The organism is Embleya sp. L77 (assembly GCF_055557415.1).
The window spans coordinates 1,076,640-1,101,628 of the sequence record NZ_CM145709.1 but is presented as its reverse complement, the minus strand read 5'-3'; the positions used below and the strand labels follow the sequence as shown (position 1 = coordinate 1,101,628).

23 protein-coding genes are annotated in these 24,989 nt (G+C 72.0%); 12 read left to right on the top strand and 11 right to left on the bottom strand.

What is annotated here, in order from left to right:
* Window positions 1–112: 112 nt before the first annotated feature.
* From ACZOOI_RS04375 to ACZOOI_RS04365, 3 genes are all read right to left on the bottom strand, one after another.
* Window positions 113–1,657 carry a precorrin-2 C(20)-methyltransferase gene (locus ACZOOI_RS04375; protein ID WP_465279492.1) on the bottom strand — a complete coding sequence of 515 codons (1,545 nt, stop codon included), beginning with the start codon at window positions 1,655–1,657 and terminating at the stop codon, window positions 113–115.
* A 136-nt stretch (window positions 1,658–1,793) separates the two neighbouring features.
* Window positions 1,794–2,420, bottom strand: a complete 627-nt coding sequence (locus tag ACZOOI_RS04370) for a precorrin-8X methylmutase (RefSeq protein ID WP_465279491.1) — start codon at window positions 2,418–2,420, stop codon at window positions 1,794–1,796.
* A gap of 191 nt (window positions 2,421–2,611) precedes the next feature.
* Window positions 2,612–3,949 (bottom strand): cobalamin biosynthesis protein CobG, encoded by a 1,338-nt coding sequence (locus ACZOOI_RS04365; RefSeq protein ID WP_465279490.1) that lies wholly within the window; start codon window positions 3,947–3,949, stop codon window positions 2,612–2,614.
* Window positions 3,950–4,051: 102 nt separating this feature from the next.
* Between ACZOOI_RS04365 and ACZOOI_RS04360 the strand changes: the two genes are divergently transcribed.
* On the top strand, window positions 4,052–4,564 hold the full coding sequence (locus ACZOOI_RS04360; RefSeq protein ID WP_465279489.1) for a Fur family transcriptional regulator: 513 nt from the start codon (window positions 4,052–4,054) through the stop codon (window positions 4,562–4,564).
* A gap of 921 nt (window positions 4,565–5,485) precedes the next feature.
* Here ACZOOI_RS04360 and ACZOOI_RS04355 read toward each other — a convergent pair.
* Window positions 5,486–6,256 carry a polysaccharide deacetylase family protein gene (locus tag ACZOOI_RS04355; RefSeq protein ID WP_465279488.1) on the bottom strand — a complete coding sequence of 257 codons (771 nt, stop codon included), beginning with the start codon at window positions 6,254–6,256 and terminating at the stop codon, window positions 5,486–5,488.
* 333 nt (window positions 6,257–6,589) lie between these two features.
* Between ACZOOI_RS04355 and ACZOOI_RS04350 the strand changes: the two genes are divergently transcribed.
* Window positions 6,590–7,153 (top strand): hypothetical protein, encoded by a 564-nt coding sequence (locus ACZOOI_RS04350; protein WP_465279487.1) that lies wholly within the window; start codon window positions 6,590–6,592, stop codon window positions 7,151–7,153.
* 140 nt (window positions 7,154–7,293) lie between these two features.
* On the opposite strand, the gene ACZOOI_RS04345 is transcribed toward ACZOOI_RS04350, so the two are convergent.
* Complete coding sequence (locus tag ACZOOI_RS04345) at window positions 7,294–8,811, bottom strand: MFS transporter (protein ID WP_465279486.1); 1,518 nt, start codon at window positions 8,809–8,811, stop codon at window positions 7,294–7,296.
* Between the two features lie 83 nt (window positions 8,812–8,894).
* Between ACZOOI_RS04345 and ACZOOI_RS04340 the strand changes: the two genes are divergently transcribed.
* Window positions 8,895–9,614 carry a TetR/AcrR family transcriptional regulator gene (locus tag ACZOOI_RS04340; RefSeq protein ID WP_465279485.1) on the top strand — a complete coding sequence of 240 codons (720 nt, stop codon included), beginning with the start codon at window positions 8,895–8,897 and terminating at the stop codon, window positions 9,612–9,614.
* A gap of 93 nt (window positions 9,615–9,707) precedes the next feature.
* On the opposite strand, the gene ACZOOI_RS04335 is transcribed toward ACZOOI_RS04340, so the two are convergent.
* The 5 genes from ACZOOI_RS04335 to ACZOOI_RS04315 form a co-directional block, all read right to left on the bottom strand.
* Window positions 9,708–9,992, bottom strand: coding sequence for a hypothetical protein (locus tag ACZOOI_RS04335; protein WP_465279484.1), 285 nt, complete (start codon window positions 9,990–9,992; stop codon window positions 9,708–9,710).
* Window positions 9,993–10,236: 244 nt separating this feature from the next.
* Window positions 10,237–11,388, bottom strand: a complete 1,152-nt coding sequence (locus ACZOOI_RS04330) for a cytochrome P450 family protein (protein WP_465279483.1) — start codon at window positions 11,386–11,388, stop codon at window positions 10,237–10,239.
* Between the two features lie 245 nt (window positions 11,389–11,633).
* Complete coding sequence (locus ACZOOI_RS04325) at window positions 11,634–12,530, bottom strand: RNA polymerase sigma-70 factor (RefSeq protein ID WP_465279482.1); 897 nt, start codon at window positions 12,528–12,530, stop codon at window positions 11,634–11,636.
* A 92-nt stretch (window positions 12,531–12,622) separates the two neighbouring features.
* A complete protein-coding gene (locus tag ACZOOI_RS04320) occupies window positions 12,623–13,825 on the bottom strand; it encodes an NAD(P)/FAD-dependent oxidoreductase (RefSeq protein ID WP_465279481.1) in 1,203 nt (400 codons plus the stop codon).
* A 208-nt stretch (window positions 13,826–14,033) separates the two neighbouring features.
* Complete coding sequence (locus tag ACZOOI_RS04315) at window positions 14,034–14,909, bottom strand: alpha/beta fold hydrolase (protein WP_465279480.1); 876 nt, start codon at window positions 14,907–14,909, stop codon at window positions 14,034–14,036.
* 328 nt (window positions 14,910–15,237) lie between these two features.
* Here ACZOOI_RS04315 and ACZOOI_RS04310 point away from each other — a divergent pair, with 328 nt between their 5' ends.
* The 9 genes from ACZOOI_RS04310 (at window position 15,238) to ACZOOI_RS04270 (ending at window position 24,257) form a co-directional block, all read left to right on the top strand.
* Window positions 15,238–16,701 carry a 2-hydroxymuconic semialdehyde dehydrogenase gene (locus ACZOOI_RS04310; RefSeq protein WP_465279479.1) on the top strand — a complete coding sequence of 488 codons (1,464 nt, stop codon included), beginning with the start codon at window positions 15,238–15,240 and terminating at the stop codon, window positions 16,699–16,701.
* Between the two features lie 55 nt (window positions 16,702–16,756).
* On the top strand, window positions 16,757–17,554 hold the full coding sequence (locus ACZOOI_RS04305; protein ID WP_465279478.1) for a 2-keto-4-pentenoate hydratase: 798 nt from the start codon (window positions 16,757–16,759) through the stop codon (window positions 17,552–17,554).
* Window positions 17,551–18,381, top strand: coding sequence for a 2-keto-4-pentenoate hydratase (locus ACZOOI_RS04300; RefSeq protein WP_465279477.1), 831 nt, complete (start codon window positions 17,551–17,553; stop codon window positions 18,379–18,381). Before ACZOOI_RS04305 ends, ACZOOI_RS04300 begins: the two co-directional genes overlap by 4 nt.
* Window positions 18,378–18,848 (top strand): RidA family protein, encoded by a 471-nt coding sequence (locus tag ACZOOI_RS04295; protein WP_391585086.1) that lies wholly within the window; start codon window positions 18,378–18,380, stop codon window positions 18,846–18,848. The genes ACZOOI_RS04300 and ACZOOI_RS04295 overlap by 4 nt, the downstream gene beginning before the upstream one ends.
* A 34-nt stretch (window positions 18,849–18,882) precedes the next feature.
* Complete coding sequence (locus ACZOOI_RS04290; protein WP_465279476.1) at window positions 18,883–19,467, top strand: 3-hydroxyanthranilate 3,4-dioxygenase; 585 nt, start codon at window positions 18,883–18,885, stop codon at window positions 19,465–19,467.
* 205 nt (window positions 19,468–19,672) lie between these two features.
* Window positions 19,673–20,875 carry an amidohydrolase family protein gene (locus ACZOOI_RS04285; protein ID WP_465279475.1) on the top strand — a complete coding sequence of 401 codons (1,203 nt, stop codon included), beginning with the start codon at window positions 19,673–19,675 and terminating at the stop codon, window positions 20,873–20,875.
* A complete protein-coding gene (locus ACZOOI_RS04280) occupies window positions 20,872–21,789 on the top strand; it encodes an acetaldehyde dehydrogenase (acetylating) (RefSeq protein ID WP_465279474.1) in 918 nt (305 codons plus the stop codon). Before ACZOOI_RS04285 ends, ACZOOI_RS04280 begins: the two co-directional genes overlap by 4 nt.
* Window positions 21,786–22,799 carry a 4-hydroxy-2-oxovalerate aldolase gene (dmpG, locus tag ACZOOI_RS04275; RefSeq protein ID WP_465279473.1) on the top strand — a complete coding sequence of 338 codons (1,014 nt, stop codon included), beginning with the start codon at window positions 21,786–21,788 and terminating at the stop codon, window positions 22,797–22,799. The genes ACZOOI_RS04280 and dmpG overlap by 4 nt, the downstream gene beginning before the upstream one ends.
* Before the next feature lie 321 nt (window positions 22,800–23,120).
* Window positions 23,121–24,257: a glycoside hydrolase family 19 protein gene (locus ACZOOI_RS04270; protein ID WP_465279472.1), complete on the top strand. Its 1,137-nt coding sequence runs from the start codon at window positions 23,121–23,123 to the stop codon at window positions 24,255–24,257.
* A 117-nt stretch (window positions 24,258–24,374) separates the two neighbouring features.
* Here the strand turns inward: ACZOOI_RS04270 and ACZOOI_RS04265 are convergent, their stop codons facing one another.
* Entirely contained in the window at window positions 24,375–24,761 is a 387-nt protein-coding gene (locus tag ACZOOI_RS04265) for a DUF427 domain-containing protein (protein ID WP_465279471.1), read from the bottom strand.
* Window positions 24,762–24,989: the final 228 nt, after the last annotated feature.

Genomic DNA, 24,989 nt, shown 5'->3' with positions numbered 1-24,989 from the left:
GGGCCGGTCGCGTCGAGCGCCGACGCCCGAGGCGGTTTCGGGTCGGCCTCGCCGCGCGCCGGACGGGTCGGCCCGACCCGACGGAGGATCGTGGACACGGATTCCCCGGGCGTCAGGCCGGGTAGCGCCGCGGCGTGTACACGCCGGTGCTGCCGTCCGGCCGGCGGTAGGTGCGGGTCTGCGACGAGCCGATGATCAGCAGCGTACGCATGTCGACCACCTCCGGGTCCAGGTCGGCCAACCGGACCACGTGCACCGCCTCGGTCGGGCCGCCGACGTCACGGCCCACCACGACCGGGGTGTCCGGGGCGCGGTGCTTGAGGAACAGGTCGCGGGCCTCGGCGACCTGGGTGCGCCGGGTCTTGGAGGCCGGGTTGTAGATCGCGACCGCGAGGTCCGCCTCGGCGGCGGCGGTCAGCCGACGCTCGATCACGTCCCACGGCTTGAGGATCGCGGACAGGCTGATCACGCAGAAGTCGTGGCCCAGCGGCGCCCCTGCACGAGACGCCACGGCCTGCATCGCGGACAGCCCGGCGACCACCCGGACCGGGACCTCGGTCGCCGTCTCGTGCGCGGCCTCCAGGACGGCGGACGCCATCGCGAACACCCCCGCGTCACCGGAGGAAACCACCGCGACCCGGCCACCCGCCTCGGCCAACCCGATGGCGTGGCGGGCACGTTCGGCCTCGACCCGGTTGTCGGTGCGATGCCGCTTCTGGCCGGGCCGGGGCTGGACGCGGTCCACGTACGGGCCGTAGCCGACCACGTGGTCCGCGGCGGCGAGCGCGGCGTGCGCGTCGGGGGTCAACCATTCCGGACCGGCCGGCCCGAGCCCGACCACGTCGATCGAGCCGAGTTCGCCGGTGGGTTCGGGCACCGCGTACGCCGGCTCGGGCCCACGTGGGGTGCGGTTGGTCGCGAACTCGCCGCCGGGGGAGGCCGATGGGGTGATCACGAGGGAGAAGTACGGGACGTCGTCAGGGACTACGTCGGCGAGTGGGCGCACCTGCTGCCGATCGGTGGTCGCGCGCTCCACGTACCACGTGCGATCGGCCAGCCCGGCCTGCTCGAACGCACCGCGTACGGCCGGGAAATGCCGCTTGCCGAGCTTGATCACCGCAGCCGAGTCGGTGGTCCGCAGCCGGGCCGCGAGCACGTCGGGCGGGAGCGTACCGGGCAGGATCGTGAGCACCTCGTCGTGCTGCACGAGCGGTCGGCCCAGCACGGCGGCGGCACCGCTGACCGAGGTCACCCCGGGGACGACCTCGACCGGGTAGCGGTCGGCGAGGCGTTCGTGCCAGTACATGTACGAGCCGTAGAAGAACGGGTCGCCCTCGCACAACACCGCGACGTCGCGACCGGCGTCCAGATGCGCGGCGATCTCGGCGGCGGTCGAGTCGTAGTAGTCGGCGAGCGCGCCGTCGTACCCGCCCGGGTGATCGGTGCTCTCGGTGGTCACCGGGTATTCGAGCGGGAGGCGGACCTGAGTGTCGCTCAGATACGGCTCGGCGATGGTGATCGCGACGCCGCGCGCACCCTTCTTGACCGGATAGGCGACCACGTCGGCCGAGGTGATCAGGCGATGCGCCTTGAGGGTGATCAGCTCGGGGTCGCCCGGGCCGAGGCCGATGCCGTACAGGCGGCCGGTGGTGGTCACGCTGTGCTCCTGGGGGTGGGGGTGGTGCGGCGGCGTACGGGGGGTGGGTTCGTCGAGGCTTGGGCTGGGGCGCGGGACTCGGGGCTTGCGGAACCCGGGTGTTCGGGTCCGGCTCCGGGCCCTTGGTCCTCGGTGCCTATTCTTGTTCGCTCGCCAGTGCGTTCAGTGCGGCGGCGGTCATCGCGCTGCCACCGCGGCGGCCGTGTACGACGAGGTAGGGGATGCCGGCGGGGTGGTCGGCCAGGGCCTGCTTGGACTCGGCCGCGCCGATGAAGCCGACCGGGATCCCGATGATCGCGGCGGGGTGCGGAGCGCCCTGATCGATCAGTTCGAGCAGTCGAAACAGCGCGGTGGGCGCGTTCCCGATCGCGACCACGGCACCGGCCAGGTCGTCGACCCACAGGTCCACGGCGGCGGCGCTGCGGGTGGTGCCCTGCTCGGCGGCCAGGCCCGGCGTACGCGGGTCGGTGAGCAGGCAACGCACGTCGTTGTCCTTGGGCAGCCGCTTGCGCGTCACCCCGGACGCGACCATGTTGGCGTCGCACAGGATCGGCGCACCGGCCCGCAACGCCTCGGCGCCGGCCCGGGCCACCTCGGGGTGGAAGCCGACATCGCGGGGGAGATCGGTCATGCCACACGCATGGATCATCCGAACGACGACGCGCGAGACGTCCTCGGGGAAGCGGGCCAGATCGGCCTCGGCTCGGATGGTCGCGAACGAACGCCGATAGATCTCGGCGCCGTCCTTGATCCAGTCGTCCACGTCGGCTGCTCCTTTGCCCGATTTGCCCGAAGGGGTGGCGATGGTTGTCGTTGTCGGCCCGTGGGCCGCGGTCGCGGTGCCGGCCGCGGGGGTGTGGTCACGGCCGCGCGATGCCGGGTCGGCCGGGCGGCCGGCGGGAGGGCACGGGGCTTCGTGACCCATGGACCTGCGGGGCGGGGGCCGGTCGACCGTCATGCCGGGGTGGAGGGTCGGGATGGGCCCGGCGCGGGCGGGCGGACCGAGGGCGCGGGTGACGATGTGGGCGCGCGGTCGGGCGGGACGGTTTCGTACGTGCCGTCCTCGCGGGCGACCAGCAGCGTCGCGCCGGCGGGCTTGCCGCATGCGCGGGCGCAGCCGACCCAGTGCGTATCGGGTGCGTCGTCGAGGGCCGGCGGGCCGTCGGCGGCCGGCTGGTTGGGGGTCGGATGATGGGTCCGTCGGGTGGCGCGGCCCAGTGCGTGGCGGGTGGCCTCGGTGCGGACGTCTGCCAGTGCTCGGCGGCACGCGCCCAGGCCGCTGCACGCGGTCACGCCGCGCCACGGTGAAGCGGGGTCGCACGGCAGGCCGGCGGCTTCGAGGGCGGCCATGGTCGCGGCGGGATCGGTGACGTCACGGACCACGACGCCTCGGCTGCCGGTGATCCGCAGCTCGGCCCGCAATCCGACCAGGGCGGCCAGATGATGCTGCGTCAGGCGTCCGAGTGGTACCAGGGCCCCGATGGCGAAGCGGCCGTCGGATTGCGCGAGTACCCCGATCGGCGGCCGGCCGGCGGCGCGTCGACGCGGTCGGGTGGCGCTCGGGGCGGCCGCTGCGTGGTCGTGGGCGGCCCCGGTGACCGGGTCGGAGCTTGCGAGCGGGGCCGGGGCGGCTGCGAGGTCGGCGGCGAACCGGGCCACCCCGTCGGGGAGTTCGCGGATGTGCCAGGCGCCGGAATCGGCGCGGGCGGTCAGGAACGCGCGGGCCGCGTGGACGATGGCCGCCGGGGCGTCGGCGGGGTCGAAGCGCCAGGTGGTGTCGTGGCCGGCGACGTGCAGCGCGAAGGTGTGCTCGGTGAGTGCGACGAGGTCCAGGTCGTGGCGGGCAGAGGCGATGGGGAGTCCGCCGTCGTCGATGCCGATCAGGAAGCGGCCGGAGAGGGCGGTCAGGTCCGGGGCCGCGCACAACGCGTGGTCGACGGCGGTGAGTACGGCGTCGGCGTCCAGCAGGGCGTTCGGATCGCGGCCGGCCAGTGGGCTCGCCAGGATGTTGCGTACGCGGTCGTGGCTGCGGGAGGGCATCAGGCCGGCCGCGGCGACGGCGTCGGCGAGGGCGGGCAGGTCGGCTTCGGTCAGGCCCCGCAGCTGGATGTTGGCGCGTGCCGTCAGGTCCACCGAACCGGTACCGAATCGCCTTGTCAGGCGGGCCAGTTCGCGTACTCGATCGGGGGTGAGTCGGCCGCCCGGGAGGCGTACGCGCGCGATCAGGCCGTCGTCGGCCGGTGACGCGTCCACGACTCCGGGGCAGGCGTCGTCGCGCTCCCGGACCACCACCGCACCCACCGTCCTTCGCCGTGCCTCGTCGCCTCGTATCGGTATGCCCGGCCTGTCACCCCATGTCGGGTTGCCGACCGGCCAGATGCGACACTGTTGCATATGGACGACGGTGTGCAGCACCCCACCCCCGACCCGGTCGCCGAGGCGGTGCGGCAGATCCGCGCGCACGGCGAGCGGGTCACGGTGGCGCGCACCGCGGTGCTTCGGGTCCTCGCGGACGCCGACGAGCACCTGAGCGCCGACGCGATCTTCGCCGCGGTCTCCCGCGCGGCGCCGGGCGTGCATCGCACCACGATCTACCGCGCGTTGGACGCCCTCGAACGCCTCGACCTGGTCGCCTTCACCCGCCTGCGCCACGACGCGGCCACCTATCACCTGGCGGGCCACCTGGTGGGCGGCACACACGTACTCGTGCGCTGCCGCCATTGCGGCACGGTCGGTCACGCGCCAGGTGACCTGCTGGACGAGGTCGCCTCCCGACTGGCCACCGAACAGGGCTTCACCCTCGACCCGACGGCCGTGGCCCTGACGGGCCGCTGCGCCACGTGCACGAAGCACCCGGGCACCCCCACCCACGCCCACCCGAACAGGCCCGGCACAGGTCGCCCCTGAACGCGCCCCGGCCGCCCGCCCGTCACGGTCCCGGGGGCGGCCATCGGCCGACGACGGCCGCTGCCCGTCACGGCCCGCGCCTCGCCGCCGCTGCTCCACCCGCGCCCACCCGAACAGGCCGGGCACAGGTTGCTCCTGAACGCGCCCGCGCCGCCGCCCGCCCGTCACGGCCCGCGCCTTGCCCGCGCTGCTCCACCCACGCCCACCCGAACGGGCCCGGCACAGGTTGCTCCCGAACGCGCCCCGGCCGCCCGCCCGTCACGGTCCCGGGGGCGGCCATCGGCCGACGACGGCCGCTGCCCGTCACGGCCCGCGCCTTGCCCGCGCTGTTTCACGCACGTCCACCCGAACGGGCCCGGCACAGGTTGCTCCCGAACGCGCCCCGGCCGCCCGCCCGTCACGGTCCCGGGGGCGGCCTATCAGCCCGGCCAACGGCCCCTGCCCATCACCGCTCCGTGCCCTGCCCCCGCTGCCCCACCCACGCCCGCCGGGGCCGCCGTCTGCTCTGCCCCCACCGCGCGGGCCCTGGCCTACCGAGACTGTCTCCGGGGCGCTCGGGTTCGTCGCCTCGCTGCTGCGCTTGGCTCGTCCCCGCCCCGGGCACGCGCCCGTTCCTGGCCCGACCCTGTCCCTGGCCGGCGCTCGCGCCCGACCCCGACCCCGACCCCGACCCTGGCCCGTGCCCGTGCCCGTGCCCGTGCCCGTGCCCGCGCCCGTGCCCGCGCCCGCGCCCGCGTCCCACCCCGCCCCTGCCCTCGGCCCACCCTCGTCCCTGGCCGGCGCACTCGCCCTGCCCCTGCGCTTGGCCCCCGCCCGCGCCCGCGCCCGCGCCCGCGCCCGCGCCCCCGCCCCGCCCCCGCGCTCGGCCCGCCCCCGCCGTCGGCCCGCCACCATCGCGGTGGGCCGACGGCGTGGGGTGGGTCAGGTGGGTTGGACGAAGCGGTAGCCGGTGGCCAGGAGGCGGGGCAGCCATTGTTCGAGGGCGGCGACGGTTTGGGAGCGGTCGCCGCCCGCGTCGTGGTTGAGGATGATCGAGCCGGTCGTGGTCGCGGCCAGGACGCGCTCGACGATCACGTTCGTGCCGGGTCGCGCCCAGTCGGCGGGATCGACCGACCAGCCCAGTGGGCGCAGGCCGTTCGCGCTCAGTGCACCCATCACCTCGGGCGACCAGCGCCCGTACGGGGCGCGGAACCAGCCGACCCGAAGGTCCGGCAGGACGCGGTGGATCGCGGTCAGGTTGCGTTCCACCTCCTCCGCGACGCCGGTCGGCGAAAGTTGTTGCAGGTTGGCGTGCGACCACGAGTGGCCGGCGATCGCGTGGCCCTCGTCGTGGATTGCGCGGAGCAATCGGGGGTGGCGCTCGACTGCCGTGCCCACGACGCAGAACGTCGCGCGCACCCGGAATCTCCGCAACATGCGCAGCACCTGCGGGGTGTACTGGGGATCGGGTCCGTCGTCGAAGGTCACCGCGATGCGCTGCGGTCCGGCCTTGACCTCGCATACCGGTTCCTGGACGAAGGCGGGGCGGGGGGTGGGCTGTCCGTCGGCGGCGCGGGCGGACGGGGTGGCGGTGGCGAGAAGACCGAGGGTGGCGGCGGCGCCCATCAGCAACGTACGGCGTGACGTGGCGGAGGTGGTGTCCATGCCGAGTGTCTTGCACATGTCCGGGACCGCGATTGCCAGGACACGCACGACTCCGCCGGAGTTCACCGGTTCGGCCGACCGGTGTACCCGACCGGGGCACACCCGACGCCGGACCCCGCCGGCAGCGCCGCTTCGCTCGGCGCCGAAGCCGCGACGAACCCGGCCGGCGATCACCCGACCGAACCCCGACCGAATCCCGACCAGACCCCGACCAGACCCCGATCAGGTCGAGAGCGGGCCGAGAGCGGGCCCGGACCGCACCCGGCCGGGCCCGATCCGACCTCGGCGGTACGCCCGCGCTCGCGCTCATCCCCGCGACCGACCCGGACCCCCGCCCGCCCGCCGACGTACCGCGCCGACGCCGGCTGCCAGAATCCGTACATGATCACGCCACGGGGGACCACCGCTTCGTCCTCGTCCCCGCCCGCACCCGTCGTTCCACCCGCTTCGCGCCGGGTGATCCTGGCCGCGCACGCGGCGGCGCTGACGCCGTTGCCGTCGGCGATCTGGCGGTTCGCGCTCGTGTTCGGCCATCACGGCGGATACACCGACGAGGGCTATGCGAACATGAACATGGACGGATGGGGCGCGCCTTGGGTGATCTTTCTCAGCCTGAGCACCGAACTGGCCGCCCTGCTCACGCTCGGGTTGGTCCGCCCGTGGGGCGAACGTCCGCCGCGTTGGGTCCCGTTCGTGGGCGGGCGAAGGATGAATCCGATCCTCGTCACTCGGGTCGCCTACACCGGAGTCGCGGTTCTGGTCCTGGTGTGGGCCCAGTTCGCGTTCTGGTGGCTCGTCCCGCACGACGACATGACCGAATCCGGCGCCGACCTGGTCGGCGTGCTGTACCTGCCGCTGCTGCTGTGGGCGCCGCTTCTGGCGATCGTGACCCGGTCGTACCGGCGCCGCCACCTCGGCGAACCCGCCCGAGGCGGCGACGCGTAAGGGCCGCGTAGTGCCCGAGTCGGCGCCGAGCCGGGACTCCGCAGCGAGCCCGACGCGGCGCCGACCGACGTACCCCGACCGCCCTACGACCGGATCCGGGTGCGACCGGCGCCGGGACGAGGATTCGTCTCCGACCGGATCTACTTGCGCCCGGCGTGGTGTCGTTCGGTGGCCACGCCGACCACGATGCCGAGCAGGGCGGCCACGCCCATCAGACCCGCCTGGATCTCGAAGGCTCGGCTGAATCCGTCCACCGTGGCCTGTCGCTCGAGGATGCCGGAGGTCATCCGGTCCTTGGTGTGGTTCGTCGCGATCGTGACCAGGACCGCGATGCCGATCGCCGCGCCGATCTGCTGACAGGTCGTCACCATGGCCGAGGCGACGCCGCCTTCGCCCTCGCCCGCGCCGCCGGTCGCCGTGTGGATGATCGCGACGAACGCCACCCCCAGGCCCAGACCCGTGACCACCAGGGCGGGCAGCAGGTGCCCGGTGTACGAACTGTGCTCGTCCAGACGACTCATCAGCCACATGCCGCCCGCGGCGATCGCCGGGCCCACGCTCACCGGTAGCAACGGCCCACGGTTCGCGATCAGTTTGGTGGACACCGCCGCGCCCAGGCCCATGCCGACGCTGAACGGCAGGAACGCCAGGCCGGTGTCCATCGGCGACCACCCCTGGATCCGCTGCATGTACAGGGTCAGGAAGAAGAACATCGCGAACAGGCCGCCGGCCGCGACCAGGACCAGGACGTCCGCGAGTACCAGGTGCCGCATCCGCAACAGCGCGCGAGGCAGCAGCGGTTCGGCCGCCGAGCGCTGGCGCAGCGTGAAGCCGAGGGCGAGCACCGCCGCGATGGCCAGTCCGAGCAGGGTCCGGGTCGAGCCCCACGGATGATCGGGGGTCTCCACGACGGAGTACACCAGCGTCAGAACGGCTGCCGTCCCGATCGCCGCACCGGCGAAGTCCGGCACCCGACGCACCGCTTCACGATCGTCCGGGCCGATCACCCGGGGCAGCGCGAGCAGGGTGAGCGCGCCGATGGGCAGGTTGATCAGGAAGATCCAGCGCCAGTGCGTCCACTCGACGAGCGCACCGCCGAGCAACAGCCCGGTGGCCGCGCCGAGTCCGGTGAGCGCGGCCCATGTGCCGAGCGCGCGGGCCCGCTCGGCCGGTTCGCGGAAGGTCGCCAGCAGGATGGCCAGCGCGGCGGGGGAGAGCAGCGCGCCGGCGATGCCCTGCGCGGCCCGCGCGCCGACCAGCACACCGGAGTTGGGGGCGATCCCGCACACGGCGGAGGCCAGCACGAACAGCACCAGGCTGATACCGAACAGGCGGCGCCGGCCCAGCAGATCGGCCAACCCGCCACCGATCAGCAGGAAGCCGCCGAAGGTCAGGAAGTACGCGTTGGTGACCCAGGACAGCGAACTCTCGCTGAAGTCGAGGTCGTCGCCGATGGTCGGCAGCGCGACGTTGACGATCGTGTCGTCGACGAGCAGTACGAACTGGGCGACACACACGAGAAGCAGGACGAGTTTCGGGTTCACCGGGCGGCCGGCAGAGCCGGCGGCGGCGACTGCGTCGGGTGTGCCGGGTGCGTCGGAGGGGTTGGAACGGGCCCCGATCGTGGACTCGGTGGCGGGTATCCCTGAGGAAGCCATCGGATGTTCCTACGTTCGTAGAAGTAAGTTCTATAGTTGTAGAGAATATTTCTACGAGCGTCAAGCTCGGGGATAATGGACACATGCCGCACGTCAACGATCCCGACAGCACGCCCGAAACCCCCGCAGCGACCCCCGCCACGGCCTCGGCCGCACCCGCAACAGCCATAACGCCCGCCACACCCGCCGCACCTGCCACGTCCGAGGCGGCCGGCTCGGGCGCCGGCTCCGGGAAGGTGGATCGGCGCACGCTGATGCTGGACGCGTCGATCCGGGTGCTCGCCACCCATGGCCTGCGCGGGTTGACCCACCGGGCGGTACAGGAGGAGGCGGGCCTGCCCAACGGCTCGGTCACGTACTACTTCAAGACCCGGGATCAGCTGATCCTGGCGGTGATCGAGCGCATGGCCACGCTGGACAGGGCGTACGCCGGCGAGGTCACGCACGAGCTGCTGCGGATGACGGCGGTCCGGCCGATCGCGGTCGACTATGCGCAGCTCGCCCGGTACACCCGCTCCTGGTGGGACGCGACCCGCGAGGTGCAGTTGGCGCGCCTGGAGTTGGAACTCGCCGGTGCACGCGAGCCGTTGGTGCGCGAGGCGCTGATCCGCTGCCAGGCCGAGTTCCGCGGCTTCGCCGAACTGGTCGCGCTGGCGCTGGGGTCCACGAACGCCCGCCTGGACGGGCACATCATGCTCGCGATGCTGCAGGGTGTGCTGTTCGACCACGTCACGCGCGACTGGGACGACCCGCAGATCCTGGAGATCGGCCTGCGTCGGGCGATCGAGTCGGTGACGCTCTGACCGGGGCTCGGGAACCCCGGCGAACGGCGGCCGGACTCACCGTCGGATACGACACGACGGAGTCCGGCCGCCGGGCGCGGACGCGCCGCGCGGTCAGCGCTTGTGGACCGGCGTGTCCGAGTCGTGGACCACGTTGGTGATCCGGCTGACTCCGTCGACCCGCGCGGACAGCGACGGCAGGATGCCGAGCGAAGGTCCGACGACCAACGCCACGATCATCAGCCCGGCCATCGCGGCGGCCTGCGTGGTGCGCCGGGTCCACCAGCGCACGCCCGACGGCCGGTCGTTCCCGGTACGCACGAGCGCCCGGTCGTGGGTCCCTCGGTCGGGTACGCGGTGCTCGTGCACGTGCGTGGAAACCGCTTGACGAACAGACATCTGCTCCGACTCCCCATCCATCGCACGCCACCCTTCGACGGTCGGGAGGTCGCGCCGCCGATCCCCTGTCGTGCTGCCTCCACTGTCGTGCTTTTCGGTCGGGACGTCACCGGAAAACCGGCCGCCTCACAGGGTTCTCACAGAGTTGTGACAGTTCCCGGGTCCCAGGGGCCGGGAGGACCGAAGCGATTCGGGGAATTCGGGCCATACCGATCCGGAGAACACCGCTCCCGGGGCGCCTCGATCAGTCGCCGAGTTCGACCGGCAGCGTGCTCAGGCCGCGGACGCGCACCGACGGCTGCCAGGAGATCGGTGCGTGGCGGCGGGCCTTCGGGAAGCGGGTCAGGATGGTGCGGACCGCCAGTTCGGCCTCCAGACGGGCCAGCGGTGCGCCGATGCAGTAGTGGATGCCCTGGCCGAAGCTCAGGTGGCGGGCCGCATCGGGGCGGTCGGGCTGGATCCGGTCCGGGCGGGCGTAGCGGCGCGGATCGCGGTTGGCCGAGGCGATGGACAGGAAGACCGTGTCGCCGGCCGGGATGGTGACACCGCCGAGTTCGATGTCCTGGAGCGGGAAGCGGCGGATCGCGAGCAGGGCCGGCGACATGTGCCGGGCCACCTCCTCGACCAACGCCGGAACCCCCGCCGGATCGTCGCGCAGCGCGTCGCGCAACGCCTGGTCCTCGATCGTCGCGTACAGGGCCCCGGCCATCAGGTTGGCCGAGTTCTCGTAGCCCGCGAAAAGCAACAGGAAGGCGAGCGAAGTCAGTTCGTCCTCGCTCAGCCGGTCGTCGGCGTCCCGGGCGGCGATCAGCGCGGACAGCACGTCGGGCCCGGGGGAGGCGCGCTTTGCGGCGAGCAGCGCGACGAAGAACGCGTACATCTCGCGCACCGTCGAGCGGATGCCCTCGCGGGTGGCGTCCGCGCCCAGCACGGCGTTGGTCCAGGTGCGGAAGTCGGACCGGGACTCGGCCGGGACGCCGAGCAGTTCGCAGATCACGCCGACCGCGAAGGGCGACGCGAAGTCCTTGACCAGGTCGACCCGTTCGCGGCCGGCGAGGTCGTCGGCCAGGGACTCGACGGTGCGTTCGAGGCGTGGGCGCAGGTCGGCGGTGTGCCTTGGGGTGAAGGCCTGGCCGGCGAGGCGGCGCAGGCGGGTGTGGTCGGGTGGATCCATGTTGAGCAGGTTGGCGTCCAGGGCGGGCGGGAGTTCGAATCCCTTGTAACCGCCGGGCTTGGCATGCCTCTTGTCCAGCGAGAACCGGGGATCGCCCAGCGCCGCGTGCACATCCGCGTACCTGGTGACCAACCACGCGGGGCTGCCGTCGGGCGCGACGATCGCGTGCACGGGGCCGGCCTCGCGCATTCGGGCGAAGACGCCGTGCGGGTCATGGGCCATGGCGCGGGCGACATCCACCGGAAACCGCTTTCGTTCGGCAGCAACGGTTTTCCAACCTAGCCCTCACCGCACTCGCGAGGCGAGCGACCTCCACCCGCATGGCCGTCCGGCACTCTCGGCCCCGCGGCGCCTTGGAGGCGAAGGCGATCGACGAGCGCCGTGACCCGTTTCAGGTGTGGCGCGCTCCCCGGTGACGGCCGCGGCCCCCGTCCCTTGCTCGGGCGGGGGTCGCGGCCGGTGTCGTGTCAGTTCAGGGTGAGTGGTGTGGCGGCGGCGATGTGGGTGAGCTTGGCGGGGTTGCGGACGAAGTAGAGGTCGGTGACCAGGCCGTTCTCGAGACGGATCGCCATCACGCTGTCGATCTCGCCGTCGAGGCGCAGGAGGAGCGCCGGATCGCCGTTGACGGTGGTGGGTTCGCTGGTGAGCTTGCCTTCCTTGTCGCCGAGGGCGGCGAGGAGGAGGCGCACCACCTTCGTGAGGCCCCTGACCGGCCGTAGCGCGGCGCTCCTGACGCCGCCGCCGTCGCTGGTCAGGACGACGTCGGGGGCGAGCACGTCGAGCACACCCTGCAGGTCGCCGGTCTCCACGGCGTGCCGGAACGACGCGAGGGCGGCCTGCGCCTGGCGTGCGGAGACCACTTCGCGAGGGCGGCGGGCGTCGACGTGCTTGCGGGAGCGGTGGGCGATCTGGCGGACCGTGGCGGGGGACTTGCCGACCGCCTCGGCGATCTCGTCGTAGCCGACGTCGAAGACCTCGCGCAGGACGAACACCGCTCGCTCGGTGGGCGAAAGGGTCTCCAGGACGAGCATCACGGCCATGGACAGGCTCTCCGCGAGCTCGACGTTCTCGGCGACGTCCGGCGAGGTGAGCAGCGGTTCGGGCAACCAGGGGCCGACGTAGGTCTCCTTGCGGCGCCGCAGGGCACGCAGCCGGTCGAGCGCCCGGCGGGTCGTGATGCGGACGAGGTATGCGCGCCGGTCGCGGACCTGCGCCAGATCGACCTCGGCCCAGCGCAGCCAGGTCTCCTGCAGGACATCCTCGGCGTCGGCCGCCGAGCCGAGGATCTCGTAGGCCACGGTGAAGAGCAGATTGCGGTGGGCGACGAAGGCGTCGGTCGCCGGATCCGCGGTGTGGTCTCGCATCCTCGAATCCTTCCATTTCGTTCTTGGCGGCCCGTCCCAGGGGCCCGGCCATGGGGGAGCGGGCGGCGCCCGGACCGCCCGCCCCGGGGGGACTACGACACGTGCACCGGCCGGCTCTCGCGCGCGTCCCGCACGCGCTGCTGCCGGGAGTCGTCCTTGGCCTTCAGGACGCGTGCGCCGGGCTTGCGCGCCTCGTCGAAGAGCTGCTTGACGGTGTGGGAGACGACGAACTCCTTCAGGCGCGCACCCGGGCGACCGCCGACGTGGAACCGGATGGCGGTGTCGTCCTTGCGCGCGAACTGGAAGATGCCGGCGCCGCGGCCGAGGCTGACGCACAGCCCGGCGAAGGCGACGCCGACGGCTTCGGGTTGCCCGCCCTCGATCCGGCGGAGCACGGCGTCGGCGGCGTGCGGGCCGAGCTGGACGGCGGATTGGCATCCCATCCGGTAGGCGAGGCCCGAGGGCGCGGCCGCGTCCCCGGCGGCGACGATGCGGTCGTCGTCGATGCTGGTCAGGGTCTCGTCGGTGAGGAGGCGGCCCGTCTCGTCGGTGCTCAGGCCGCTGCGGGCGGCCAGGTCGGGAACGCCGAAGCCGGCGGCCCAGATGGTCAGCCCGCCGCGCACCTCGCGGCCGTCGGCGAGGTGCACGGCGTCGGCCGTCACCGACGCCGCCTTGGTGCCGGGGCCTTCGAGGACGGTCACGCCGAGGGACGCCAGCCGCTTGGCGACGTAGCGGCGGCCGTTCGGGTGGAGGTAGGGGCCGAGTTGTCCGCCGCAGACGAGGGTGACGGTACGGCCCGCCTCGGCGAGTTCGGCCGCGGTCTCGATGCCGGTGGCACCGCCTCCGACGACCGTCAGCGCCGCGGTGGCGGGCGCGGCGGCCACGGCCTCGCGCAACCGCTCGGCCTCCTCCAGGGTCGCGATCGGGTAGGCGAACCTGTCCGCGCCGGGCACCTGCGGCGCGCCGCTGCGGCTGCCCACCGCGTAGATCAGGTGGTCGTACCCGAGGGTGCCGCCGCCGGCCAGCGAGACGGTGCGCGCCTGCCGATCTATCCCGGTCGCGGTGTCGACCACGAGCTCGACGCGTTCGCTCAGGACGTCCTTGTAGTCGACGACCGCGTCGTCGGACCCCGCCACCAGCTGATGCAGGCGCAGGCGCTCGACGAAGGTCGGGCGCGGGTTGACGAGGGTCACGGCCACGTCGTCGCGGCAGGTCAGGCGGTTGGCCGCCAGGACGCCGGCGTATCCGCCGCCGATCACGATGACTTCGGTCCGGCCGCCGTTGTGCTTCGTCATGGTCTTTGTTCCGTTCGCTCGGGGATTCGCACACAAGGCGCCGGGCGAAGGGAACTTGTGACACGGTGTGGCCCGGATCACATTCGGTGGTGGATCGGGGCGCGTCGGACGGGTGGACGCGCTGGAGGCGGAGCCGAGCGGCCGGCCCCGAGACTCCCGTCCGGTGACCGGCCGGAGCCGCCGGATCGTGTTGCCGGAAGGTCGGTGTTCAGCTTCCGTTCCAGGTGCGGGGCAGGAAGTCCCCGATCAGCGGGGCGATTTCCGGGAGCTTGTCCTCCAGGGCGAAGTGGCCGGTGTCCAGGATGTGCAGCTCGGCATCCGGGAGGTCGGCGAGGTACGCGTGTGCGCCCGGTTCCGGGAAGAAGATGTCGTTGCGGCCCCAGAGGATCAGCGTCGCCGGGCGGTGTTCGGCCAGCCAGACCTGCCACTTCGGGTACAGCTCGACGTTGGTGTGGTAGTTCAGCGCCAGATCGACCTGGGCCTCCTTGCGCCCGGGTCGGTCCAGGAAGTGCTGGTCCAGGGTCCAGCCGTCGGGGGCCACCAGGGTCGGGTCGGCCGTGCCGCCCTCGTACTGGCCCCGGGTGACCGGCAACACCAGGAGTTCGGCGGCCTTCTCCCGCGCGCCCGGCACGTCGGGGGTGAGCGCGATGAAGTCGCGGGCCATCTCGGACAGGCCCTCGGCGTACGCGTTGGCGTTCTGCACGATCAGCCCGGCCACCGCCGCGGGCCTCCGCTCGGCCAGTCGCAGGCCGACCGGGCCGCCGAAGTCGAAGGTGTAGAGCACGTACCGGTCCAGACCGAGCGCGTCCACGAACCCCTCGACCACGTCGGCGAGCCGCTCGAACGAGTAGGTGAACCCGGCGGGCACCTCGGTGTGCCCGAACCCGGGGTAGTCCGGCGCAACCAACCGAAAGTCGTTGCCCAGCGCGTCCATGAGGCGCCGGAACTGATGCGAGGCCGACGGAAACCCGTGCAGCAGAAGCAGCGTGGGCGCATCCGCGGGCCCGGTCTCCCGGTAGAACACCCGAACCCCGTCGACGTCCACGAAACGGTGTGCAACCTGGGGAATGGCGGCGATGCCCATGATCTCTACCTTCGTCGGCGTGCTGATGCCTCAGTTGTACAGTCGGGCGCACTAATGGGTCAAGTGCAATTCGATCATTAGGAAGGCGGTGTGGCGCCGCGTTGGCGGCGCGCGGGGCGCCTGGCACATCCGGAGCGGCGGTCGGTCTGCGCGGGGTTGCATCGCGGGACGGGATCGGTCGGCGCGGCCCCTGTTGCGCGGGCGGCCGCCCTTCGGCCGGTCCATATCGAAAACGATATGCATCACGGTCCAAAGGGCATTGGACGGGCATGTCGTTGCCGAGAGAAGCTCCCTGTGTGTGACGGGGCTTGTGGCGAAGGGATGGGCGATGGCACGGTCGGCGGCCGGGGAGAGTGTGCTGCCCGCGCACTATGTGGCGGGTGAGTTCACCCGGGCGGGTGGCGGGGCGTTTCCGCTGGTGAACCCGGTGGACGGGGCCGTCGTGGGGGAGGTGCCCGAGGCCGATCGGGCGATCGTGGATGCCGCGGTCGTGGCCGCGCGTGGTGCGCTCGGCGAGTGGGGCGCGGCGAGCGTCGAGGTACGGGCCGAGGCGATGCGGCGGATCGCGGACGGGATCCAGGCCCGGTTCGACGAATTCGTGGACGCCGAGGTCGCCGACACCGGCAAGCCGCGCGAGCTGGCGGCCGGCGTCGACATCCCGCGCGCGATCGGCAACTTTCGCGCCTACGCCGACCTGCTCTACGGGCGGCCCGAGCGCGCCCACTCGACCGCCGTGCCGGGCTGGAGCGGCGGCGTCGGCCAGGCGCTCAACTACACCGTGCGCCGCCCGCTGGGCGTGGTCGCGATCATCTCGCCGTGGAACCTTCCGCTACTGCTGCTGACCTGGAAGGTGGCCCCCGCGCTCGCGGCCGGAAACACCGTGGTCGCCAAGCCGTCCGAGGAGACGCCGTCCACCGCGACGCTGCTCGCCGAGGTGATCCACGACGCCGGGCTGCCCGTCGGCGCGTTCAATCTGATCCACGGTCACGGTGCGGGAGCCGCCGGAGAGTTCCTCACCGCGCATGCCGGCGTCGATGCGATCGCCTTCACCGGCGAGTCGGCCACCGGCAGCGCGATCATGCGCAAGGCCGCCGAGCACATCACCCCGGTGTCCTTCGAACTCGGCGGCAAGAACCCGGCGATCGTGTTCGCCGACGCGGACTTCGAGGAGGCCGTGGCGGGCACCGTACGGTCCGCCTTCACCCACTCCGGACAGATCTGCCTGTGCACCGAGCGGGTCTACGTCGAGCGCTCGATCTTCGCCGATTTCGTCGCCGAACTCGGCGCACGGGCACGGGCGTTGACCGACTACGGGCCGATGATCTCGGCGGCGCACCGGGACAAGGTGCTGTCCTACTACCGGCTTGCCGTCGAGGAGGGCGCCACGGTCGTCGCGGGTGGCGGGGTGCCGAGCTTCGGCGACGAGCGCGACGGGGGGTTCCACGTCGAGCCGACCGTGCTCACCGGCCTGGCCCAGAGCGCGCGCACCGTGCAGGAGGAGGTCTTCGGGCCGATCTGCCACGTGCTGCCGTTCGACACCGAGGACGAGGCGATCGCGCTGGCCAACGACAGCCGGTACGGCCTGGCCGCGACCGTGTGGACCCGCGACCTGTCCCGCGCGCACCGGGTCGCCCCGCGCGTCGAGGCGGGGATCGTGTGGGTCAACTGCTGGAATCTGCGGGACCTGCGGACGCCGTTCGGCGGGATCAAGGCATCCGGGATCGGCCGGGAGGGCGGCGAGTACTCGTTGGACTTCTTCTCCGAGCCGGTGAACATCTGCATCAAGATCTGAAGGATCGGTTCGTGACGGTGACGGTGACGGTGACATGACGGAGACAGAGACAGCGATGAATGCCATCGACGACGCCGCCGCGCGGCTGCTCGACGCGGAGCGGACCGGTGTGCCGTGTGCGCCGATCCGCGACCTGATCACCGGCGTCGAGGACGCGTACGCGGTCCAGGAGCGACTGACTCTGGGCCGGCTTGCCGAGGGCCGCCGGCTGGTGGGGCGCAAGATCGGCCTGACCTCCGCGGCCGTACAGCGCCAACTCGGGGTGCGGGAGCCGGACTTCGGCATGCTGTACGCGGACATGGCGGTGCCGGACGGTGCCGAGATCCCGGTCGGCGCCGTGCTCCAGGCCCGGGCCGAGGCCGAGGTCGCGCTCGTGCTGGACGCCGACCTGACGCACGAGCGGCACACCGTCGCCGACCTGATTCGGGCCACCGCCTTCGTGCTGCCCGCGATCGAGGTGTGCGGGAGCCGGGTGCGGGACTGGGACATCACCCTCGCGGACACCATCGCGGACAACGCCTCCTCCGGGATGTACGTGCTCGGCAACCGACCGACGGCGCTCGGCGACCTGGACCTGCGCCTGGCCGGCATGGTTCTGGAGCGGCGCGGCGAGCCGGTCTCCACCGGTACCGGCGCGTCCTGCCTGGGCCACCCGCTGAACGCCGCGATCTGGCTCGCGGACACCCTGGTCCGGCTCGGCCGACCGCTGCGCGCCGGGGACACCGTGCTCACCGGCGCGCTCGGCCCGATGGTGGCGGTCGCCCCGGGCGACGTACTGGAGGCCCGGATCGACGGGCTCGGCGACGTCCGGGTCGCATTCGCGGCGACCACCCCGCAGGAGGAGACCTCGTGAGCAACAACCGACTCGAAGCCGTGACCGGCGTCGAAGACCGAGGCCGAGGCCACGCCGACGCCGAACTCGTCGCCCACCTCGCCGGCATCCTCGACGAGGCGGCCACGGCGCACCGGACCGTGGCCCGCCCGACCGACACCACCGACCTCGATCTGGCCACCGCGTACCGGGTGCAGCGCGCGGTGATCGACCGCCGGCTGGCCCGGGGCGAGGCACTGATCGGCGTCAAGATGGGCTTCACCAGCCGCGCCAAGATGGTCCAGATGGGCGTGGACGACGTGATCTGGGGCCTGCTCACCGACGCGATGCTGGTCGAGGAGGGCGGCGTGCTCGACCTGGCCGAGCTGATCCATCCCCGGATCGAGCCGGAGATCGCGTTCCTGATCGGCAGCCCGCTGTCCGGCACGGTCACCCCCGCGGAGGCGGTCCGCGCGATCGCCGGCGTCGCGGTCGCCTACGAGGTGCTGGACTCGCGCTACGCCGACTTCCGGTTCACGCTCCCCGACGTGATCGCGGACAACGCCTCGGCGGCCGGCTTCGGGTTCGGCCCCTGGCACGACCCGGCCGGGCTGGACCTAAGCAACCTGGGCCTGCTCGTCGAGGTCGACGGGCGCGTCGTGGCGAGCGGTTCCTCGGCGGCGATCCTGGGCAACCCGCTGCGTTCGCTGATCGCGGCGGCCCGGCTGGCCGCCGAAGCCGGCCTCGAACTCCGGCCCGGATGGGTAGTGCTCGCGGGGGCTGCCACCGCCGCGCTGCCACTGCCCGAGGGCGTGCACGTGCGCGTGTCCGCGGCCGGCCTGGGCCGCGCGGAGGTGACCACCCGATGAGCGCCGACGACGGCATCCTGGTCGCCGGCAAGGCCACCCCGCGCGGCCGATTCCCACACGTCAAGCGGGCCGGTGACTTCGTCTACGTGTCCGGCACCAGCTCCCGGCGGCCGGACGGCACGTTCGTCGGCGCGAGCGCGGACGCGATGGGTACCACCGACCTGGACATCCGAGCGCAGACCCGGGCGGTGATCGAGAACATCGCCGACCTGCTCGCCGCCGCCGGCGGCGGCCTGGCCGATGCGGTCTCGCTCACCACCTACCTGGTCAGCATGAACGATTTCGGCGGCTACAACGAGGTCTACGCCGAGTACTTCGACGAGACCGGTCCCACCCGCACGACCGTCGCGGTGCACCAACTCCCGCATCCGCACCTTTTGATCGAGATCTCCTGCGTCGCGTACCTGCCGCGGCCCACCCGATCCACCCCGTCGAACCCCACCGCCGCCGGCGCCGTCGAGTCCTGAGGCGACAGCGACGACGAGAGAAAGGGACCGCGAGATGAGCCTGCCGAAACTGACCAATGGCATGCCGTTCAACTTCAACCGGTGGATCGACGAGCACCGCGACCTGCTGAAGCCGCCGGTCGGCAACATCCAGATCTGGACCGAGGCAGACCTCGTGGTCACCGTGGTCGGTGGGCCCAACCAGCGCACCGACTTCCACGACGACCCGATCGAGGAGTTCTTCTACCAGCTCCAGGGCAACATGGTGCTTCGGGTGATGGAGGAGGAGGGCAAGCCGCCGGTCGACATTCACATCAACGAGGGCGATGTCTTTCTCCTGCCGCCGCACGTGCGGCACTCGCCGCAACGGCCGGAGGCGGGCAGCATCGGCCTCGTGGTCGAGTTCAGCCGGGCCGAGGGCCTGATCGACGCGTTCGAGTGGTACTGCGTCGAGTGCCACCGGCTGGTGAACCGCCTGCCGGTACAGCTGCGTTCGATCGTCGACGACCTGCCGCCGCTGTTCGAGGCGTTCTACGACGGGGACCGTACCTGCCCGCACTGCGGCGCGGTTCACCCGGGCCGGGAATGGCCGGAGGCACTGCGCCCACGGACCGTGCCGGGAGCCGACACCTCCGCGTGACGCCGGTCCGCGTGCGCGCGGTCCCTGGGACTCCGGTCGGTGTGCCTGTGGTCCGCGCTCATGCGGTCCGCGTTCCCGCGAGCCGTGGGACTGTCGGCACCGGGCCCCGCGACCCGATCTCCCCTCAGCCGAGCCGCACCACTCACCCGATCTCCACCACTGCCCCGACCGCCGGCCGAGCCCGGCGGTGAACCACGGAGGTTCCGTGACTGTCATCGACGTCCACTCGCACGTCTTCCCGAGGATCTCGCAGGCCGAGAGCCGCATCCTGACGGGCGCGGGCGAGCCGTGGCTGCGGGTCCACGGTGACGGCACCGGGATGATGATGAGCGGCGAGGACGAGTACCGTCCGGTGATCGCGCCGCTGTGGGACCCCGAGCGCCGGTTGGCCGACATGGACGCGCTCGGCGTGGACGTACAGGCGATCTCCTCGACGCCGCTGATGTTCGGGTACGCAGCCGAGACCGCACGTGCGGTCGAGTGGTGCGACCTGGTCAACGAGCGCATCCTGGACTACTGCTCGCTCGACCCGGGGCGGCTGTTGCCGTTGAGTCAGGTCCCGCTCCAGGACATCGGCGCGGCCTGCGAGACCGCGTCCCGGGCGGCGGCGGCCGGGCACCGCGGCGTGCACATCGGCAACCACGTGGGCGAGCGGTACCTCGGTGACGACGGGATCGTGGAATTCCTCGCGCACTGCGCCGCCGAGGAGATCCCGGTGCTCGTGCACCCGTGGGACATGCTCGGCGGCGAGCGCATGCGCGGGCACATGTTGCCCTGGCTGGTCGGGATGCCCGCGGAGACCCAGCTGAGCATCCTCGGGATGATCCTCCAGGGCGCGTTCGAGAAGTTGCCCGAGTCGCTGAAGTTGTGCTTCTGCCACGGCGGCGGCAGCTTCGCGTTCCTGCTCGGCCGAGCCGACAACGCCTGGCACAACCGGGACCTGGTCCGGGCCGATTCGCCCAGACCGCCGTCGGAGTACGTGCGCCGGTTCTACGTCGACTCGGCCGTGTTCGACCCGCGCGCACTGCGACTGCTGGTCGAGGTGATGGGGCCCGACCGGGTCATGCTCGGAACCGACTTCCCCTTCCCACTGGGCGAGTCGGACCCCGGCGGCGTGGTCCGGGCCTGCCCGGAACTCACCGCGGAGCAGCGCGAGTCGATCCTCGGCGGCAACGCGGCACGATTCTTCGGACTCGGCACGCGACGAGCCCGGGCCGCCGGGCCCGCCGGCACCGCACCCGGGACGGCCCGGCAGTCGGCGGGCGAAACCGCGCCCGGGACCACGTCCGAAACCGCGCCCGGGTCGGCACGGGATGCGGCGCGGGACGCGAAGCAGGAAGCCCCGCAGGCCCCGGCGGCGGCCTCGGCGCGACACATGGCGCACCTCACGAAGGGACTGAAGCGATGACCGACCGGACCAAGGTCGCCATCATCGGGTCGGGCAACATCGGCACCGACCTGATGATCAAGATTCTTCGGGTGTCCCGAACGCTCGAACTCGCCGCGATGGTGGGCATCGACCCCGCCTCGGAGGGCCTGGCCCGGGCCACCCGGTTCGGTGTGCCGACCACGGACGAGGGCGTCGAGGGCCTGATCGCACTGCCCGGGTTCGCGGACATCGAGATCGTGTTCGACGCGACCTCGGCAGGCGCGCACCGGCACAACGCCAAGGTGCTGGCGCCGTACGGGAAGCGGCTGATCGACCTGACGCCGGCCGCCCTCGGCCCGTACGTGATCCCACCGGTCAACCTGGACGAGCACCTGGACGCGGCCAACCTGAACATGGTCACCTGCGGCGGCCAGGCGACCGTGCCGATCGTCGCCGCGGTGTCGCGCGTGACGCCGGTGCGCTACGCGGAGATCGTCGCGTCCATCTCCTCCCGCTCGGCCGGCCCCGGCACCCGGGCCAACATCGACGAGTTCACCGAGACCACCTCGCAGGCCCTGGAGCAGGTCGGCGGCGCGGCCCGGGGCAAGGCGATCATCGTGCTGAACCCGGCCGAACCGCCGATGATCATGCGGGACACGGTGTACTGCGTGATCGGTGAGGACGGCGACGAGGCGGCGGTGACCGCGTCGATCCTGACCATGGTCGGCGAGGTCGCCGAATACGTGCCGGGCTACCGGCTCAAGCAGGACGTGCAGTTCCGAGCGATCGCCGCGGGCGATCCGTTGGCCGAACTCGCGGGCGGACCCGGGCGGTTGGTCTCGGTCTTCCTGGAGGTCGAGGGCGCGGCCCACTACCTGCCGGCCTACGCCGGAAACCTGGACATCATGACGTCCGCCGCGCTGCGCGTGGCAGAGAGGTCGGCCACCCGATGACGTACGAGATCTACGTTCAGGACGTGACCCTGCGGGACGGCATGCACGCCATCCGGCACCGGTACGGCACGGACCAGGTCCGCGAGATCGCCGCCGCGCTGGACGCGGCCGGGGTGGATGCGATCGAGGTCGCGCACGGCGACGGGCTGGCCGGGTCGAGCGTCAACTACGGGCCGGGCGCGCACTCCGACGACGAGTGGATCGCCGCGGCGGCGGAGGTGGTCACCCGGGCCAAGCTGACCACGCTGCTGCTGCCGGGCATCGGCACCCTGGCCGAATTGCGCCGGGCCTACGACCTGGGCGTTCGCTCGGTCCGGGTGGCCACGCACTGCACCGAGGCGGACATCTCCGCCCAGCACATCGCCGCGGCGCGCGAGCTGGGCATGGACGTCGCGGGCTTCCTGATGATGAGTCACCTTGCCCCGGCGGACGAACTGGCGCGCCAGGCACGGCTGATGGAGTCCTACGGCGCCCACTGTGTGTACGTCACCGACTCGGGTGGCCGACTCACCATGGACGGCGTGCGCGACCGGGTACGGGCGTACCGCGAGGTGTTGGCGCCGGAGACCGAGATCGGCATCCACGCGCACCACAACCTCGGCCTGGGCGTGGCCAATTCGGTGGTGGCGGTGGAGAACGGCGTGCGCCGGGTGGACGCCTCGCTGGCCGGGATGGGTGCGGGTGCGGGCAACTGCCCGTTGGAGGCGTTCGTCGCGGTCGCGGACCTGATGGGGTGGCGACACGGCTGCGAGGTCTTCCGGTTGATGGACGCGGCGGACGACATCGTGCGCCCGTTGCAGGACCGCCCGGTCCAGGTCGACCGGGAGACCCTGACCCTCGGCTATGCGGGCGTGTACAGCAGCTTCCTGCGCCACGCCGAGGACGCGGCCGGCCGATACGGCCTGGACACCCGGGACATCCTGGTCGAGGTCGGCCGGCGCGGCATGGTCGGGGGCCAGGAGGACATGATCGTCGACATCGCGCTGGACCTGGTGAACGCCGCGAAATAGCGGGCGGACGTGCACGGGAGCCGGTTTCGCCGAGGAGGCGGGACCGGCTCCGGTGTCTGCTCCGGAGTCGGCTCCCGGGTCGGCTCCCGGATCGGCTCCCGTGCCGGTTCGCGCCGGGCCGGTATCGCCCGAGACATGAGACGAATTTCGCCCGGGCCTTGACTGGTATAGACCATTCGTATTGAGTGAGCCCCGCAACACCCCGTCCAGGGGCCTCGATCGAGGCAAGCGCCGGTCCCGGTACGGCCATCGAAGTACGTGTATCGGTACTTCCGTCGATCACGCGCAGTGTGTCGTCCTGTGCGAGGGAGTGGGCTTTCCATGGCGAGAAAACGGATCGTGGCGTTCCTGTTGGCCATCGTGGTGATCGGGGCGTTGGCGGCGGTGCTGCCGTTCGCCTCGACCGCGTCCGCGGCGAGTTGTGCGACCGGATGGAACTCGTCGGCCGTCTATACGGGCGGCGCGACCGCCTCGTACAACGGACACAACTGGGGCGCCAAGTGGTGGACCCAGGGCGAGGTGCCCGGAACCACGGCGGTCTGGGCGGACCAGGGCTCGTGCGGCGGTGGCGGCGGCACGACCACGGGCGGCGCGACCGGCGGCTCCACCGGGGGTGGCGGCGGTACCTGTACGTTCCCGAACTGGGTTGCCGGCACGTCCTATTCGGTCGGTGACGTGGTGCGCTACAGCAACGGAAACCTCTACCGGGCGAAGAACGCCAACCCGGGCTACGACCCGGTGATCAGCACCTGGTTCTGGGAGCCGTTCACCTGCGGCGGCTCGACCACCGGCGGCTCGACCACCGGTGGAAGCACGGGCGGAAACGGCGGCAACCCCGGCGACTTCGTGGTGAGCGAGGCGCAGTTCAACCAGATGTTCCCGAGCCGGAACCCGTTCTACACCTACGCCGGCCTGACCGCCGCGCTGAGCGCCTACCCGGGCTTCGCCAACACCGGCAGCGACACGGTCAAGAAGCAGGAGGCGGCGGCGTTCCTGGCCAACGTCAGCCACGAGACCGGCGGTCTGGTGTACATCGTCGAGCAGAACACCGCGAACTACCCGCACTACTGCGACGCCAATCAGCCGTACGGCTGCCCGGCCGGGCAGGCCGCCTACTACGGGCGCGGTCCGATCCAGCTGAGCTGGAACTTCAACTACAAGGCGGCCGGCGACGCGCTGGGCATCAACCTGCTCAACAATCCCAACCTGGTCCAGACCGATCCGGCCGTCGCCTGGAAGACCGGCCTCTGGTACTGGAACACCCAGAACGGCCCCGGCACGATGACCCCGCACAACGCGATGGTCAACGGGGCGGGCTTCGGTGAGACGATCCGCAGCATCAACGGCGCATTGGAGTGCAACGGCGGCAATCCGGCGCAGGTGCAGAGCCGGATCAACCGCTACCAGTCGTTCGTGGCGATCCTTGGCACGAGTGCCGGCAGCAACCTGGGCTGCTGAGTCCGGGCGCGGGGCGGGCGGGCCCAGGAGCGGCCTCGGCGGGCCCGCCCCGCGGTCGTTTCGGTACGTCAGCGTGTGCGGCGTGTGCGTGTGCGTGCGTACGTGTGGCGTCGCGGGTCAGGCCGGCGGTGCCGGCGGCTCGCCCTCGACGGTTATCCGGGCGACGGTGTCGTAGAAGCACAGGTGCCCGGCGATGGCGGGGACGGCGTCGATCGGGTCGGGGTACTCCCAGGCCACGTCGGTCCGCGGGCCGGTGTCGCCGTTGCCCAGGTAGGTCCAGTAGGAGGCCTCGCCCTTGAACGGGCACGTGGTGTGGGTGTCGGTGGGCTCGAAGCGGGTCAACTCCACGTCGTCCGGCGGGAGGTAGTACCGGATCGGCAGCCCGGTCTCGAAGAGCACGACCGGTCGCTCGGATCGGGCGACGATCTCGCCGTCGATCTCGACCGTCACGGTCTGCGTGCTGTGCACGGTCGTCACGAGGTGACCCCGCGGGGGTGTCGACATGCGCATCTCCTTGGGTGTCGCCGGCGGTCGTGGCGCCGCCGGACGTCCTTCGGACAACCGGCACGGTCGGCGAACCATTCCGGCCGGTGCGGGTCGGCGTCGTCCACCGAACGTGTGAGAAACGTGTGGATCGATTCAATTGGTATAGACCTATTGCTCGGGTCCAGGCCACCGGCTAGCTTTTCAGGGTGCGCGCCGGCACGACAGCACGACCGAATTACCGTTCCA